This is a genomic window from Microcoleus sp. Pol12B4, assembly GCF_036701385.1.
Taxonomy (GTDB): Bacteria; Cyanobacteriota; Cyanobacteriia; order Cyanobacteriales; family Microcoleaceae; genus Microcoleus.
On the sequence record NZ_JAUBQR010000068.1, the window covers coordinates 1 to 12,692 of the forward strand.

Sequence of the window (12,692 nt, forward strand, 5' to 3'; positions counted from 1 at the left end):
GAGAGAATACGCTTTCATTAGGTTTGACTACAACAATGATATTTTATTGTACCTCATTACAGCGGAATCCGCTGTAATAATTAACTCACACTTTTAGGTGAGTGCTATGGTAATGCCACACATAGCAAACTTAGCATATCAGTTTTTTGGCAGTTGTTCGACTGGTGAGTTAATCAATAAAACAGGTTTGTAGTCAGGACTTTGACCTCAGTTGCGCGCCAAGAGGGTCGGACAAAAAACTTTACGATTGCCTATTAACTCGCATCGATCAGAGTCAGAAAGTAGGTTTTTTAGTAGATATCTAATTCTCAAGCCAATAATTTTGGGTGAGACCGAGTTTTTCTGGGTAAGCCGTATTAAAGCAAAAAGATGCGATCGACTTTAGGAAAATTCCAATCCCCCTACAAAACCCTAGATGCCTCGCAACCGAGGTCTGTGTCATAAAAATTGCCGCCCAAATAGTCTGCACTCCGTCTTTTAACGGCTTTCCCCCCTTATGGTAGATAACACTGAGGTTGGTAAGCCTGTTATATTGGCAGTATCTAGGCAAGTTTCCTGGCTACAGGTACTTGCACGTAAAGGAGTTAGAGGGTCTGCTGAGAGACTATACTTCGGCGAACAACTACCAAACCACACCTTAATGCAAGTTATGAACAGCCAAAAAGTCAGTGTAATCATTCCTGCATTCAATGCTGCCGACACTCTGGCCGAGACAGTTGCCTCCGTACTCAAGGGCACCCACAAGAATCTAGAAATTTTAATTGTTGATGACTGCTCTACTGACGCTACTGACAAAGTTGCTGCTAAGCTGGTCGAGCAATATTCGAGAATTCAATACTTCAGGAATCCCCAAAATTACGGGGTTTCTAAGTCGAGAAATTTAATGATAGATCGCGCCACAGGCGAATATGTAGCGTTTATCGACAGCGACGATACCTGGGAACCCAATAAGTTAGAAGTTTGTTTGAAGATGCTCGCAGACAATCCCGAAGTCAAAGCGGTGGCTCACGCTTTGCGATATTTAGACAAGCACGGTAAAAAGTTGAGTTATATTCCCACCTATCCTACAACTAAAGCAGAAATGCAGGCGATTAAGGAGACAGGCGAAAGTCCTTGGGTTTTCCCGTCTTCTGTTGTAGTCGATCGCTCCATTCTTCTCAAAGAAGGCGGGTTTGCAGAAGATTGGCAGGTAGGAGAAGATACAGAATTATTTACCAAACTTGCTCAAAAGTATGGCTTGCTAGCGGCGACAGAACCTTTGGGAAATTATCGAATTAGAGGGAAATCTCTCACAGATAAGCACTGGCTGAAAAAGCGCATAGCTTCTGATTGTGTCAAGGAAAACCAACTGCGGCGCTTGCGGGGAGAAAAAGAGTTATCACTCCACGAGTATGAACAGTTATGTTTTAATAATTTGCCGCTTTTGCAAAGGCTTAACAAATTTCGAGAAGTTTTGGCACTGCACTACATGAGAAAGCTGGGACAAAGTTGGTTAAATCGGGAGGTTTTGCCTACTATTGTTTACGGCGTCGCTACCACCGTCCTCAATCCTCAAGCTACTGTGGACAAGTGGAAATGGATGAAGGCTCACGAAAAGTTGAGTCATCAAACCGCAGAAGGTATCAGTCATGCGCCACAATTAAACCCCCAGCGATCGTCTGAAATCGGGGGGCTGTCCTAAAGGATGTTAGAGTTGTATGCGGGTTTAGTCAAGAAATTAGGTGCGGCCAATAAAGCCGAATCGAAGCCGATCACCCAGGGGCAGGTTAATACGCGATATTGGGGTTTTGAGCCGTATTTGACTGTTAATATTCTGTCCGAGCAATTACCCGCACTACTAATTACAAGCGCTTGCAGCCGTGCGCGTAGAGACCATATAAAAATTTTTGAAAGTCGCCAGCCTATGTCAGCCTTGATTTATTCTGCCAGTAGCTTCAAGCCTATACATGGCGATAATAGTAGCGTTCCCGTACCGTGCTACTTGCTGCGAAAAAAGTTACACTAAATATAATAATATAAGTAAAGAGCAAAGTTTTTTGAATGAAAAAATGGGTAGCAAACCCCTTTTTGGAGCAGAAAATAACAGCAAAATTTTAGGAAAAATTATGCTTTCTACCTTCAGCAGACGATCGCCTTTTTATTTAGAATTAGATTGAATTTATGGACTGGCAAGAAGTTTCTGGCAACTGGGTATTAATTCCTTCAAGACCGATCGCGATCGTACATTTTCTCGGCGGTGCATTTGTGGCGACAGCACCGCAACTCACCTATCGCTGGCTGTTAGAAGCTTTGGGGAACCAAGGATATCTTGTAGTAGCAACGCCGTTTGTCAATACTTTGGATCATATTGCGATCGCCCGCGATGTTCTCAACAAATTTGAAAATGCCCTCGATCGCCTGCGTGGCACTAAATTGCTCAAATCTTCCTATCTCCCCATTTACGGTATGGGACACAGCATGGGATGCAAACTGCACTTGCTGATCGGTTCTGTATTTGACGTAGAAAGGGCAGGCAATATTCTGATTTCTTTCAACAATTATGCGGCATCCGAAGCAATCCCGATCGTCGAGCAAATTTCCCCCGTCTTTAACGTCGAGTTTACGCCTTCCCCGCAAGAGACTAATCGCCTTGTCCAAAATAGCTATCAAATCCGGCGCAATCTTTTAGTCAAATTTAACGGCGACAACATCGACCAAACCCTGCTGTTGACCAAACTTCTAACACAGAGATTTCCCGACATGATTACAGTTCAGACTCTCGCAGGCAACCATCAAACGCCCTTGGGTCAAGATGTTAGCTGGCCTGTGGGTCAAATTTTTACGCCCTTCGACGCGATCGGGCAATGGGTCAAACAAGAAGTGTATCGCGAATTAAATCAATTAAAACGAACAATTCTGCTGTGGCTGAATCCGATGTCCCGCGTTTAAAACCCGATGAACCCATTAATCAGAAATTTCCTCTACCACTTCCAAAATATCATCTTCATTGTTGGGCCTTGAGACAGGAGTATAATTTTTGACGATCGACAAACAATTCCGTCCATCAGCCGTTCTCTCGTAACTAATACTGTCTGCGATGTCTTTAATCAATTTTAGACCCCGCCCGCCCGGAGAATGAATATCGACTTTTTCCGAAACATCTTTGATTTTTTTCTCTAAATCAAATGGATCGCCCGAGTCCCAAATTTTAATCTCTAAAGATTCAGCGCACACTGCCACCTGAATGTCAACAGGCAAATCCGCTGGTTTGCCCTTATGGGCGTGACGCACCGCATTTGTAAAACCCTCAGCCAAAGCTAACTGGCACCGTATCCACACACTTGTAGGAATTCGCGACTCGTACAATTGTGCAAACCACGACAACACCCAGCTTAATCCATTCAGACCTGTATTGACTTGAAGATCCGCTTTTTTTAGCATCGGCAACTTTTCGGAACCCTTTAATTCAATCACGCTCACCACAGAAGTTCTTCATCGGCCGCTGGGCAAAATACAACTAGATAAAATACAACGAGACAAAGAAGTATAACGGTGGCAAAATTGAGTGGTACTTTGAGGATACTAGCTTTGGTGGGCTGTCGATCAATGTCTAATCCACTAATCGGTTAGTCACTATACCATAAATAGCACTTTCATGTCAATCCGCACCTGTGGTAAATAAAAGTCTATAAAAATTTATATTCTGAGTATAAACTGAGTGAAGTTCGATCGCGCCAAATTTCTATCAAATTTTAACGTAAATTGAACTCAACGACCCGCCGTCAAAAGCAATTACCTCAAAGCGATGTCAATAAACTATACTCAATCTCAGACAAGGGCGCTGACAGGATATATTTTAAATGACCCCCAGACCTTGAAAAACTTGTAGTACCTAAGTGCCCATGTTTCAAATTCTGGTTATTGACGATGATACGGCTGTTCAGGAACTGCTGAGAAGAACCCTGAAAAAACAGGGTTACGAAGTAACAGTAGCAAGTAATGGCGAAGACGGTGTAGCCCAGGCGCAAAAATTGCGTCCGGCCCTGATAATTTGCGATTGGATCATGCCGCGCTTGACGGGCATAGATGTCTGTCGTCGAGTTAAGGCAGATCCGGATCTGTCAACTACACAATTCTTTTTGTTGACTTCTTTGGGTTCGATCGCCGATCGAGTCAAAGGCCTCGACGCCGGTGCCGACGATTTTATCTCAAAGCCGATCGAACTCAACGAGTTACAGGCGAGAGTACGCGCGGGATTGAGGCTGCACCAACTCAGCCGAGATTTAAAAATTGCCAAGCAAAGTCTGGAAGCAGAGTTAGCAGAGGCGGCCGAGTACGTGCAATCACTGCTGCCAGATCCGATGACGGAACCTTTTAGCATCGAGGCAAAATTCATTCCCTCGCGGCAGTTGGGGGGAGATTGCTTCGACTACAACTGGCTAGATGCCGATTATTTGGCGATTTACTTGCTCGACGTAGCCGGTCACGGTTTGCGGGCGGCGCTGCCTTCCGTGGCCGTGCTGAATTTGCTGCGATCGCGCACGCTCCCCAACATAGACTACTACAAACCCAGCGACGTTTTGCGCGCCCTGAACACCACCTTCCAGATGAGCTACCAAAATGACAAGTATTTCACCATTTGGTATGGCGTTTACAACCGCATTTCTCGCCAGCTAGTTTATGCCAGCGCTGGTCATCCCCCGGCCGTCTTGATTTCCCAGTCGCCTGCGAGCACCGCTAAAATCCAGCGATTAAAAACCCCCGGAATGCCGGTTGGGATGTTCCCCGACGCCCCCTATGTCGATAATTGCTGCGATGTGGAGGATTTGAGCACTCTCTACATCTTTAGCGACGGGGTATACGAGATCCACCAACCTGACGGCAATATCTGGGGGCTTGACCCTTTCGTAGATTTGTTAGCAGCTTACAACGGTGCAAGTGCCGACCAGTTAGAGCTGGTTTTGAACTACATTCAAAAGTTGAACGCTAAAGCAGTTTTTGATGATGATTGGTCTTTACTCAAGGTAAACTTTGGCTAGCTGACTTCTTGCATTGCATCTGCGACAAAATACCAAGAAGGCAGCAACCCAAAGATTTAGTTAGTTGAGAGAATTTTGCTATTAAAAGCATCGCGGGTCTGAAATATCTCGAAAACTCGATCCATGCTGGTGAGTTCAAATAAGATGCGGATTTGCTCGTTGATAGAACAGACAACTAATTGACTCCCAGCGGCCCGGACTGTTTTAAGCGCCAAGACTAAAGCGCCTAAACCAGAACTATCCATAAATGTCACATCAGTGAAGTCTATCAATACCACATCGGCTCCCGCTTCCACTAGGTCGCTAATCTCTTGGCGGAATTGACTTGCCTTGGTGCCGTCTAAAATGCCAGAGGGCTGAATAATTTTAACTACAGGACTCATATTTTGCGGTGGGAATGTCAGAATTTCTAGCCAGACTAGGCTAGTATAGCTGCGAGATGGACTCCGATCCAAATAAGAGAAGGGGAAAGTGCCAGAGCCTGAGAGCGGGAGAATAGTTTAGAGTGCAAAAGATGGTGCTCGTCGCGGATCGTAACGCCGATCGCAGTCGCAGCGCTTCGCCGGCAGTGAATTTTGAGATAGGGACAATCTTTGTTCTGCCGAATGCCTTCTGATATTAATCAAATTCGGCTAACTTTGGCGCGGTAGAGCAGTTTGTCGCCTTGTCTGTAGCCTGTGTAGCGGACTTTGACGGGTTCTCCGGGATCGGCTGTTCCTTCCATGAGCTGGTGCTGTTGGGGGTTGTAGGGAATCTGGGCTCCGACTGGGGCGATCGACTCCACTCCCCAATGCTCCAATAACTGCTCAACTGGCCGCAGCAAGGGCAGTAGTTTCTGAGCCCGCAAGTTGTGATTTTCCTGAGCTTTGCTCGCTGCAGTCGGCCACTGCAACATCCAAGATTCTAAAATTTGCACGCTAGATAGCTGGAATTCCTGCATCAAGGATTCTCGCTGCTGTTCGATCGAAGCTTGCAAGCGCTGATATTCTTGTTCTACGGCTGTCGGTGGTGCCTTTTCTAACTCTACATAGTTTGGCGCCAAGGTTGCGAGCAGTTCGGTTAAGGAAATTTGCAAAGCTTGACTGATTTTGAGCAGGATGTCGGCTCGGGTTTGCAAAGCTAAGCCGCGACGCAGGCGACTTAGCTGGATCTCGGAAACTCCTGCTTTTTGGCTGAGTTCTCGATCGCTCGAAAGCCCCGCCTGTTCGATCAGGCGTTGCAGTTGAGGAGCATAATCTGGAATATTGGCAGTCACGAAAAACTCATCCAAATTAATAAATGGACATATTCTCGATCGTAAACTGTCACGAGCCTTAAGGAAATACATCTGTGGGGCGGGTTCCTGCGCCCACCCCACAACTTTTTTTGTGGCTATTTGACGGCAACTTTTTCGCCGGCGACTGTTGCAGTTGTCGCAGAACCTTGCAAATGCGCTTCTAGGAACCACAAACGCTTGTCAATTGTCCGCGAAATTTCGGTGTACAGATCCGCTGTATCGGCGTCGCCGAGTTCCGCTGCTTTGTCGATGGCGACTCGCAGGTGTTGGGCGTAGGGTGCATAGCGATCGGCTAAAGCCGTCACGTATTCTTTCCCGTCTACAATGTCGAAAGGAAATTCTGGCAGGATCGAATCTGCGGCGGCTGTGCGGGCTGTTCCTACTGCCAAACCGCCCAAAGCTGTGACCCGTTCGGCAACCAAATCAACGTATTCTTCGAGTTCTGTTGCCATTTCGTCAAACAGCAAGTGCAACTGGTAGAAGTCCATGCCTTTAACATTCCAGTGAGCTTGCTTGACTTGGGTTTTTAAGTCCAGAGTCGTTGCCAGCGTGGCGTTGAGCAGCCCGACTACTTGAGAGCGGGTGGCGACGGACATATCGATGCGGGTGGGGTAAAGATGTTGTTTGTGGTTGTTGGTAGTCATAGGTTTTTAACTTGTTAGTAGTGATTGTCGATCGAATATCTTAGAAAGGTTTGGGCGATCGAATATTTGCCTGTCGTGAATTTCTGTTGAGAGGCTCAGGCTAGGTGCATCTGCAACACCGCACGGGGAGCTCGGCGTATTTTACAGCGGATAGTTTCTAAACCGAGACGCTGGCAAGCTTCGTACCGGTGGCAGCCGGAAAATCCGTAATACTGTCCATCTACTTCTAGCACATCGATGGGTTCGTTTAAACCTACCTCGCGGATGGATTCCATGAGGGCGGCGACTTTGGTTTGGTCGTTGACTCGCGGCAGGGGGCGGCGAATCTGGTTGAGAGGAATTTCTTCTATCCTCATGGGGACTCTCTTTTTTGCTTATAGTTAAATCATACTCGTAATGACTTCGACTTGGCAAGAAAAATGAGAGCTTACGCAAAAACCTGCTTTCGAGATGATTACTCGGTAAGATGGAGACGAACAAAGCAACTTGCAGGCAACCCCTGATGAACTCAACGACTGGCTGGTTAACCCGCATTACCCCAGCCCCCGGTCAGTGTGGTGGTCGTCCCTGCATTCGAGGAATGCCAATTCGAGTCACCCACATCTTAGAAATGCTTGCTGAGAACGTCAGCGTTACTGAGATTTTAGAAGATTTCCCTGACTTGGAGCTTGCAGATATTCAAGCTTGCTTACTGTTTGCTGCACGACGTACCGAGTTCCCAAGACTGACGGCATGAAGATGGGGTCTACACTTTTCAATTTTCTAGCTTTCAAACTATATTTTTCCTTGTCAATTGTCCATTTACTAAAAAGCATTCTCATCTTCACTGAGATGACGGGCAACTACACTGTATGGATAATCATTTTGCTCAACATCTACCCCAATAACCACAACTCGGCTGACAGGAGAAATGCTCATAGCTTCATCCAGAGCATTTTCCATTGTTCGATTTCTTTTTTCTCTATCAATACGCTTATAGGCGAAGCCAACGACTGCTCCGCGCTCTGGAACTATTTCATTAGTCAAGATACAAGTATTATTGTGATCGGGTAGTTGCCAAAACTTATGGACAATTTTTTTAATTCGTTTGAACCCTTCTTCAAACTTTGTTTGATCGTCATGAGTAAAATTGAGAAGTACACAACCAACTTCAGTCCAACGCTCAGACTGCCGTGATTCAATATGCTGGATAATGCTTCTCCACCAACGTGTTAATTTACGCTGCGGTTTAGGAGTTTCACTTTTAGGTAATTCCTTCATAAAAAATGGATCAAAAATGTTGGACATACCTAGTAAGGAAAGACGCTGTTGAGTAAACTCAGCATTCCCAATGTTAAACCCTGTATCAAGATAGAACGCAAGCAAATCAATCTCATCGCCATTATAATCAGCATTTTTCTCAAATTCTGCTCGCCGCACTAAGTAGTGTAGTTTCTCACAACTTCCCTCCAAAATTTCAAAGATAATTTCGAGATCAGCAAGAGACATAGTTGGAGACATTTCAATATCAGATCCAATTAAACCCGCTTGTTTCAAATCGGTGGCTCGACAAAAAAGAGTACCCAATGACTCTAAAGTGATACTCAAGCGAACCACCTCACGTACTTTTGAACAGTCAACTTCATTTAATTCGCCTTTGCGATTATTCAACTGATGCAAACCGGGATTTTTTATTAGGTAATCAGAAAATCTTTTGGATTGAAGGGATGGTTCTACCATTAATTTTTTGACAATCTTCTTTAGGCTCTCAAAGGCCCCACGCTTTGTCGCTTCAGTCACTCTACCTGATTTAGCCTCCACAACTAGCAAATAAGAGTCGAGTAAAACCAGAAGGTCAGTTTCAAAAGTCTTCTTGGTTGTAGCATCGAACCATTCGCTACCTTGATAAAGCTTGGCAGATGGGAAAGCTTTTTGGAAAAGCTGATAAATCTCTTGCTCCAAAAATTTTCCTCTACGCTCTTCATATTTTTTATAAATTTCAGCATGAGGTTTAATAATAGCTTCCATAATATCTATGAAATAATTTAAGAAGAGTGTTATAACTGGGCAGAAATAAGTTCCCACCTCAAGCTTGATGAGAGGTTTCTGCCAAACAGGATTGCCAAGAAATAAATGTTCTGGATTCCAGTCTGATAAATCTCCGAAAGATAGCGACCAGGCATCCAGCACATTTTTTAATGCTTCTGGATTAACAGCTTTTGGGTAAGCATCTACAAACGTATCGAGTGTTAATGTGTAAATATGTTTTAGTCGTAGATCACTTTGACTGAAAATAATAGCTTTTAAGCCGTCAAGAGTTAAATCTTTCTCCTGAACAAAGGCTGAGAGGTCTTCTGGAGATGAAGTAAGATCGGGAAAAGCTTGATAATATTCTTTGATAGTTGTTTCGATGTTTTTGGCTCGGAGCGCAGGCATAACCAAATTCCGATGCTGATTAATTCTGTACTCAACAACATCGAGTATTTGGAACCACATTTCAACTAAACAACCAACTCGAACTCCAATTCTTTGCTCAATCGTATCATCCAGGCTTGAGAATAAATCCGAAACAATCCGCTTAACTTGTTGTGGATATCCCCAGTTACGTACAGCTTGAGTATCTGCCCTGATCCTTTCTACTGTGATAAGCTTCTGATGCTGCTCTATGGTTGTCGATGGATCTGCTAGGGATAAAGGCTTCATTTGAAATCCACGTGTGACATCCTGAACCAGTTGGCGAAACTCAACAAAGTCTTGTGGTTGAGCTGATCTGAAATCAAATGAATCTTGTGAATGCTGAAGAAGAAGACCTTGTAGAAATTCTACATGATGTTGAAGGATTGGATTTTTTTCAGTCCATTCACGATTTATACCGGGTGAAGTAGTTAAATCGTAGTAGGCAAAAAACGATAGTAAAGAACAAGGCTCAACCTGAAAAATTTGTTTTTGCAATGTTTCAAAAGAGACCTCAAATTGTTGACCGAAGTTTTCACCTAATTTCTTAATAAATTCAACTCTTTCGTCTTCAGTCATTCCCTCCAACGGTGATGACATCTTGTGATAAGTGAATCCAGTAAATTCTTTTTCGACGCGACGAGTACCAAAACCTCTAGACTGGTTTTTATTATTTGGTGGGGCAGAAGTTTTCTCTTTCTTCCGTTTCTTCTTGGTCACTGTAAAACTCACCTAAACCATGATACTTAGTTCTCCCTCCCAATGATAGCGAAACTTTATTAAAATACTCAACTCGGAGAGATAACTTTGATATACCGCCCGATCTAACCTAAGCAGTCGAACTATTATTAGGCTGAAACTTTCCACTGGGACAGAATAATGTCAACTCAATCCCGCAATAATATTCACGCTCATAGCCAGAATAGCGGTGTTAAAAAAGAACGACAGCACGCTGTGAAAAAGCACGAGATACCTGGTCGAACGAGAAGTTATCTGCACGTCTGCAACTTGGCAAGTCATGCCAATACCAAAGGAGAAATATAAAAAATCTTTGTAATCTGGTTCCTCGTCGCCCGGAAAATCCAAACCCCCCGCCTGTAAGTAACTGCCATGCTGCTTGCTGCGGTTTTTGTAGTAGCTGCGCGCATAGTGCATCGTGAAGATAGTGTGTACCTGCATCCAAGACCCAACAATTGTGAGGACAGAAAGCCCCAAGTGCAGAAATAGCAAATTCGGTGACAGGCCTTTGGTATCGCGCAGCAGGAAGAAAATGGCTAACAAACTAGCAAAAGCGGCTGCCACGATCGTACTTAAGATTGTTAAGCGGCCAGCATCCAACTGCTGAGCGTGGTGGCGCATCATTTCGGGAGTGCCTTGCAGCATCAGTATCCAAGTCAAAATCAGAAAACTGACCGCGCCCGCGTTCCAAATGCACAACGTCCGAGTCAGGGGGAGATAATCAGGCGACAGCAACACAGCAACTGCCATAGCAAACAGAACAGACAAAAACAGGCGGTGCCGGACGCTCCAGACCCAGTGCATTTTAGGTTGGGAAACATTTTTCACAGTAATCTAGTGTAATTTACGCACAGTCAGGGTTAGAAAATCTCAACTACTGCCATCTTCGCAGGAACTCCCAAAAAATAGGTATGAATTGGCAACACGCAGCACAGGCAGGATTTTTCATGCCTTTCGATAGATCGATCGACCTCAACCTTCTAGGTACAGTGGGAGAAAAGATAAATTGTGGCTTGAAATTATGGCATCCTCCCAACCCCTCAAAGGCATTGAATTGATCGACTGCGCCAAAGCTAACGCCCAACAAGGAATCGCTACAGCCGCGAAGCTTTGCGGCTACGGAGACGACCTCAACACCTTCGAGCGGGAACTGAAAAAGGCTTGCCAAGACATCGGCGTCGAAGTCAAGGAGTTAAGCGACTTGATTACGGCTCAGCAAATGATGAAACAAGGAATGGGTATTGAAGTCGCTCCAGATACTCCCTCAGAACTCTAGGCTCAATCTCCACCGCACCAGTTTTAGAGCTAACATTGCCCTGACACCAGTATTTTGAGTCTGCTAGCTGAGGCAGGCTAGAATGTTCTGCATGGGATCTTCCGACTCTGGGCAGGAGTCGCGTTTTCTCCCGCGAAGAGGGTGCTTTCTGGAGGGTGCTGAGATTGTTAGGAGGACTGTCGTGTCAGATCAGCAAGACCGAATTATGCGTTTGTTTATAGAGGAGGCTAAGGAGCACCTCGATACTCTAGAAAATGGTTTAGTGGATTTAAAGTCCACGATGAAAGACCCCGAAAGCGTCCAAGAGATGTTTCGAGCCGCCCATTCCGTGAAAGGAGGGGCGGCTATGCTTGGCTTAGATAGTATTAAAACAACCGCTCACCGCTTGGAAGATTGCTTTAAGGTGCTCAAGGACGGACCCGTCAAGCAGGTTGACCAAACGGCAGAATCCCTATTTTTAAAGGGAGTTGATACCCTTAAGGACTTGCTGGGGCGACTAGAGGGGCCTTTCGGCTTGAGGAATGAGGAGGGAGAAAAACTCGTGCAGCAGGTGATGCCTGTTTTTGCTCAGTTGGAAACTCACCTCAATAAATTGGCGTCGGGCAAAGTGCAGGCTGCTGGGTCTGGTACGCCCGCCGCTCCAACAGCGGGCGCTGTGCCGGCGAATTTTGCTGTTGAAGTGATGACTTTACTCAAAGAAATGTTGCAGGTGTTCAAGCAGAAAGAATCGGCTGCTAGTCGCTCTGAGTTGACGGCTGTGTGCGTTCGCCTCTATAAGTTGGGAGGTAAAATAGAGACTTGGCAAAATTTAGTAAAAACCGCTAGAGCAGCGATCGTTAATCCCAAAAACTCTTATAAAGTCTTAGCTCCCCTGATTATCAAAGAACTCAAGGAAGCTGGCGATTTAGTACAAGTGGGGAAAGTCAAGACGATCGTTCCGAGTAAAAATTTGCTACTTTTGGCAGCAAGCCCAAAACCAGCAGAGGCAAGCGCCCCAGCAGCCCCAGCCGCAGCGTCGAAGCAAGTAGCACTTCCAGCCGAACCGAAGGCGGTAGTCAAGCTTTTGCTCAAAACTTTCAACAAAAAGCAACTCTCGGAAATCGCCAAGTTACTGGTTAACGCCATCAAATCCTCGAAGTAGGAGGTGTTGCAGTAGAAGATAGAGTTAAAGCAATATTTGTGAGGCGGATAATTTTCTGGTGGGTGCTGACAGCCGCTCGTTGAGCAGCAACTCGAAAAAATTCACTCATTCAAAATTTTTGCCCTCTACCTTCTACTGTTGGGCAACCCTGCGTTAGAATTAGTGG

General features: G+C 45.3%; 14 protein-coding genes. 6 read left to right on the top strand and 8 right to left on the bottom strand.

What is annotated here, in order from left to right:
- Positions 1 to 496: 496 nt before the first annotated feature.
- Together QUA38_RS11835 and QUA38_RS11840 are read left to right on the top strand one after the other, a co-directional pair.
- Positions 497 to 1,681: a glycosyltransferase family 2 protein gene (locus QUA38_RS11835; RefSeq protein WP_333161967.1), complete on the top strand. Its 1,185-nt coding sequence runs from the start codon at positions 497 to 499 to the stop codon at positions 1,679 to 1,681.
- A gap of 479 nt (positions 1,682 to 2,160) precedes the next feature.
- On the top strand, positions 2,161 to 2,928 hold the full coding sequence (locus QUA38_RS11840) for a DUF1350 family protein (protein WP_333161969.1): 768 nt from the start codon (positions 2,161 to 2,163) through the stop codon (positions 2,926 to 2,928).
- 15 nt (positions 2,929 to 2,943) lie between these two features.
- Here the strand turns inward: QUA38_RS11840 and QUA38_RS11845 are convergent, their stop codons facing one another.
- On the bottom strand, positions 2,944 to 3,462 hold the full coding sequence (locus tag QUA38_RS11845; protein WP_333161971.1) for an anti-sigma regulatory factor: 519 nt from the start codon (positions 3,460 to 3,462) through the stop codon (positions 2,944 to 2,946).
- Between the two features lie 419 nt (positions 3,463 to 3,881).
- Between QUA38_RS11845 and QUA38_RS11850 the strand changes: the two genes are divergently transcribed.
- The gene (locus QUA38_RS11850; protein WP_006632014.1) at positions 3,882 to 5,018 is read left to right on the top strand and encodes a PP2C family protein-serine/threonine phosphatase; all 1,137 of its coding nucleotides are present in this window, start codon (positions 3,882 to 3,884) and stop codon (positions 5,016 to 5,018) included.
- A 56-nt stretch (positions 5,019 to 5,074) separates the two neighbouring features.
- Here the strand turns inward: QUA38_RS11850 and QUA38_RS11855 are convergent, their stop codons facing one another.
- The 4 genes from QUA38_RS11855 to QUA38_RS11870 form a co-directional block, all read right to left on the bottom strand.
- Entirely contained in the window at positions 5,075 to 5,401 is a 327-nt protein-coding gene (locus tag QUA38_RS11855) for an STAS domain-containing protein (RefSeq protein ID WP_041623653.1), read from the bottom strand.
- 239 nt (positions 5,402 to 5,640) lie between these two features.
- A complete protein-coding gene (locus QUA38_RS11860; protein ID WP_333161973.1) occupies positions 5,641 to 6,345 on the bottom strand; it encodes a helix-turn-helix domain-containing protein in 705 nt (234 codons plus the stop codon).
- A gap of 44 nt (positions 6,346 to 6,389) precedes the next feature.
- Positions 6,390 to 6,938 (bottom strand): DNA starvation/stationary phase protection protein Dps, encoded by a 549-nt coding sequence (dps, locus tag QUA38_RS11865; RefSeq protein ID WP_333161975.1) that lies wholly within the window; start codon positions 6,936 to 6,938, stop codon positions 6,390 to 6,392.
- A 95-nt stretch (positions 6,939 to 7,033) separates the two neighbouring features.
- Entirely contained in the window at positions 7,034 to 7,294 is a 261-nt protein-coding gene (locus QUA38_RS11870) for a sulfiredoxin (RefSeq protein WP_333041516.1), read from the bottom strand.
- A 146-nt stretch (positions 7,295 to 7,440) separates the two neighbouring features.
- On the opposite strand from QUA38_RS11870, the gene QUA38_RS11875 reads away from it, so the two are divergent.
- Positions 7,441 to 7,674 carry a DUF433 domain-containing protein gene (locus tag QUA38_RS11875; protein ID WP_333161977.1) on the top strand — a complete coding sequence of 78 codons (234 nt, stop codon included), beginning with the start codon at positions 7,441 to 7,443 and terminating at the stop codon, positions 7,672 to 7,674.
- 68 nt (positions 7,675 to 7,742) lie between these two features.
- Here QUA38_RS11875 and QUA38_RS11880 read toward each other — a convergent pair whose 3' ends face one another.
- Together QUA38_RS11880 and QUA38_RS11885 are read right to left on the bottom strand one after the other, a co-directional pair.
- Complete coding sequence (locus QUA38_RS11880) at positions 7,743 to 10,091, bottom strand: hypothetical protein (RefSeq protein ID WP_333161978.1); 2,349 nt, start codon at positions 10,089 to 10,091, stop codon at positions 7,743 to 7,745.
- Between the two features lie 162 nt (positions 10,092 to 10,253).
- The gene (locus tag QUA38_RS11885) at positions 10,254 to 10,937 is read right to left on the bottom strand and encodes a DUF1345 domain-containing protein (RefSeq protein ID WP_333161980.1); all 684 of its coding nucleotides are present in this window, start codon (positions 10,935 to 10,937) and stop codon (positions 10,254 to 10,256) included.
- Between the two features lie 193 nt (positions 10,938 to 11,130).
- Between QUA38_RS11885 and QUA38_RS11890 the strand changes: the two genes are divergently transcribed.
- Both QUA38_RS11890 and QUA38_RS11895 read left to right on the top strand, forming a co-directional pair.
- Complete coding sequence (locus tag QUA38_RS11890) at positions 11,131 to 11,385, top strand: hypothetical protein (RefSeq protein ID WP_333095228.1); 255 nt, start codon at positions 11,131 to 11,133, stop codon at positions 11,383 to 11,385.
- An 82-nt stretch (positions 11,386 to 11,467) separates the two neighbouring features.
- The gene (locus tag QUA38_RS11895) at positions 11,468 to 12,526 is read left to right on the top strand and encodes an Hpt domain-containing protein (RefSeq protein ID WP_333161983.1); all 1,059 of its coding nucleotides are present in this window, start codon (positions 11,468 to 11,470) and stop codon (positions 12,524 to 12,526) included.
- Here QUA38_RS11895 and QUA38_RS11900 read toward each other — a convergent pair.
- Positions 12,510 to 12,635, bottom strand: a complete 126-nt coding sequence (locus QUA38_RS11900; protein WP_333161985.1) for a hypothetical protein — start codon at positions 12,633 to 12,635, stop codon at positions 12,510 to 12,512. The genes QUA38_RS11895 and QUA38_RS11900 overlap by 17 nt on opposite strands.
- Positions 12,636 to 12,692 lie beyond the last annotated feature (57 nt).

Bases quoted from the DNA above. Each gene is read 5' to 3' on its own strand.
- QUA38_RS11835 (WP_333161967.1), top strand. From the start codon at position 497: ATGGTAGATAACACTGAGGTTGGTAAGCCTGTTATATTGGCAGTATCT.
- QUA38_RS11840 (WP_333161969.1), top strand. From the start codon at position 2,161: ATGGACTGGCAAGAAGTTTCTGGCAACTGGGTATTAATTCCTTCAAGA.
- QUA38_RS11850 (WP_006632014.1), top strand. From the start codon at position 3,882: ATGTTTCAAATTCTGGTTATTGACGATGATACGGCTGTTCAGGAACTG.
- QUA38_RS11855 (WP_041623653.1), bottom strand. From the start codon at position 5,401: ATGAGTCCTGTAGTTAAAATTATTCAGCCCTCTGGCATTTTAGACGGC.
- QUA38_RS11860 (WP_333161973.1), bottom strand. From the start codon at position 6,345: ATGTATTTCCTTAAGGCTCGTGACAGTTTACGATCGAGAATATGTCCA.
- dps (WP_333161975.1), bottom strand. From the start codon at position 6,938: ATGACTACCAACAACCACAAACAACATCTTTACCCCACCCGCATCGAT.
- QUA38_RS11870 (WP_333041516.1), bottom strand. From the start codon at position 7,294: ATGAGGATAGAAGAAATTCCTCTCAACCAGATTCGCCGCCCCCTGCCG.
- QUA38_RS11875 (WP_333161977.1), top strand. From the start codon at position 7,441: ATGAACTCAACGACTGGCTGGTTAACCCGCATTACCCCAGCCCCCGGT.
- QUA38_RS11890 (WP_333095228.1), top strand. From the start codon at position 11,131: ATGGCATCCTCCCAACCCCTCAAAGGCATTGAATTGATCGACTGCGCC.
- QUA38_RS11895 (WP_333161983.1), top strand. From the start codon at position 11,468: ATGTTCTGCATGGGATCTTCCGACTCTGGGCAGGAGTCGCGTTTTCTC.
- QUA38_RS11900 (WP_333161985.1), bottom strand. From the start codon at position 12,635: ATGAGTGAATTTTTTCGAGTTGCTGCTCAACGAGCGGCTGTCAGCACC.